This window comes from Micromonospora deserti (assembly GCF_003236335.1).
Classification (GTDB): domain Bacteria; phylum Actinomycetota; class Actinomycetes; order Mycobacteriales; family Micromonosporaceae; genus Micromonospora; species Micromonospora deserti.
Genome location: NZ_POUB01000546.1, coordinates 1 through 579, shown reverse-complemented (window position 1 = coordinate 579; position 579 = coordinate 1). Strand labels below are relative to the sequence as shown.

Sequence of the window (579 nt, the reverse complement as noted above, 5' to 3'; positions counted from 1 at the left end):
CGAGTGGCCCGCGCCCGGGCCGTCCGAGTCACCGGCTCCACCGCCCCGCCCGCGGGTGCCACACCAGCCCGGCGACCGGCTGCCGTCGCTGCACCCGCCCACCGGGCGCGGAGACCCGTCCGGCTCGTCGCCCCAACCGGCGCAGCCACCGACGGCCACGGCGCGGCCACCGCAGGCCGCACCCGACCCGGTTCCGCCCGAGCGCGCCCCGCGCCGGCCTGCCGACCACCTCCCCGAGCGTCCCGCCCGCCGCGCGGTCACGCCGCCGCGGCAGCGCGCCGCCAGCCGGCGCAACCAGCCCGTGAAGCCGGTCCGGGTCAAGCCGCCGAAGATCAAGTTCGGTGACCGCGACCCGGCGGTCGAACTGGCCGTCACCGAGATCGCCGGCCACCTGACCTTCACCCCGAACACCGTCACCGCCTGGTACTGGCTGCCCGAGGTGCGCTGGGCGTTCCGACCCGACGCGGAACGGGAGGCGCTGCTCTCGGCCATCTCCGAGCAGTACGCCGGGCTGGCCGGGTTCCGGCTGCACCTGCGCCGCACCACCCGCCCCTTCCCGGCCGACGAGTGGGCCCGCAC

At 78.2% G+C, this 579-nt stretch carries 1 pseudogene; it reads left to right on the top strand.

Going from position 1 to position 579, the window contains the following annotated elements:
• Positions 1-579, top strand: a pseudogene (locus C1I99_RS33555) (ATP-binding protein); the annotation flags it as partial.